The organism is Halorubrum yunnanense (assembly GCF_026586675.1).
Lineage (GTDB): Archaea > Halobacteriota > Halobacteria > Halobacteriales > Haloferacaceae > Halorubrum > Halorubrum yunnanense.
Genome location: NZ_JAODIX010000111.1, coordinates 1 through 991 on the forward strand (window position 1 = coordinate 1; position 991 = coordinate 991).

Here is a 991-nt window from a genome sequence, read left to right on the forward strand (position 1 = left end):
CCGATCGCGACGCTCCCCGTGAGGAACCCGAACGCGGTCGAGCCGACCGTCGCGACCGGCGAGAGGTCACTCGTTACCGCGACCGCGAACGCGAGAGCGGCGAGGACGATCCCGACCGTCGCCGCAAAGTGAACCGTATGGGTCGGTCCGCGGTGCGCGACACCCGGGATCTTCATATCGAGGTCCGGGACCGTCGCGAGGAACACGGTCGCGATACCGCCCGCCGTCGCCGCGTTCGGTGACCCGAGGAGGATCGCCGCCGTCCCGATCGGCGTATATGCCAGCAGCGCGGCGCCGTAGTGCCCGTTTCGGTACATGAGTTACCTCTCGCCCCCGTCGCCGTCGCCGTCGACGTCGTCGGTGTCGGTGTCGTCGACGTCCCCGAGCAACGCCCGGGCGATCCGTACCTGAGCCTCCAGTCCGGGATCGGCCGGTCCCAGCTCACCGCTCTCGGCGGCGTCGACGAACTCCCGGAGGTCCTCGGCGTCCTGGTCGTCGGCGAGCGAGAGGTCGAGGTCCCCGCTCTCGACGGCGTCGGCGAGGTCCCCCGCCGGGTCGATATGTCGCGGGTCGCTCTCCGGGACCGGCTCGGCGTCGCCGTGTTCGTGGTCCTCCCATTCATCGACGAATCCACCTGTGTCGTCGCGGTCGGCGTCCTCGGCGTCGTCGTCGCGGGTCATGTGCCCCCCTCGGCGGTCCATCGATATGTGTCGTCGGCCGCCCGATACTCGACGATCCCCTCCTCGGCGAGATACCGGAGGCCGGGGTTGACCGCTCGCCCCCACCATGTCGCCGTGTCGAGCGTGGCCCCGTCCGCGAGGGCGTCGACGAGGTCCGTCCGCCCCAGCGGGTCGCCCGTCGCCGCGAGGTGTTCGGCCGCGCGGCGTGTCTGTGCGCGCGTCACCTCGGGATCAACCCCAGTCGACGGCTCCCACCGGGCGAGGGTCGTGCCGAGTATGGCAGCCTGAGAAGCCCGGATTTGAGACTTGAG

At 70.7% G+C, this 991-nt stretch carries 2 protein-coding genes and 1 pseudogene; all 3 read right to left on the reverse strand.

Annotated elements, in window-relative coordinates; translation table 11 throughout:
- Positions 1-317: pseudogene (locus N5096_RS16105) on the reverse strand (metal-dependent hydrolase); the annotation flags it as partial.
- 3 nt (positions 318-320) lie between these two features.
- Positions 321-680 (reverse strand): hypothetical protein, encoded by a 360-nt coding sequence (locus N5096_RS16110; protein ID WP_267665800.1) that lies wholly within the window; start codon positions 678-680, stop codon positions 321-323.
- The coding region (locus N5096_RS16115; protein ID WP_267665801.1) for a hypothetical protein at positions 677-991 on the reverse strand (315 nt) is incomplete at its 5' end. The genes N5096_RS16110 and N5096_RS16115, both read right to left, overlap by 4 nt.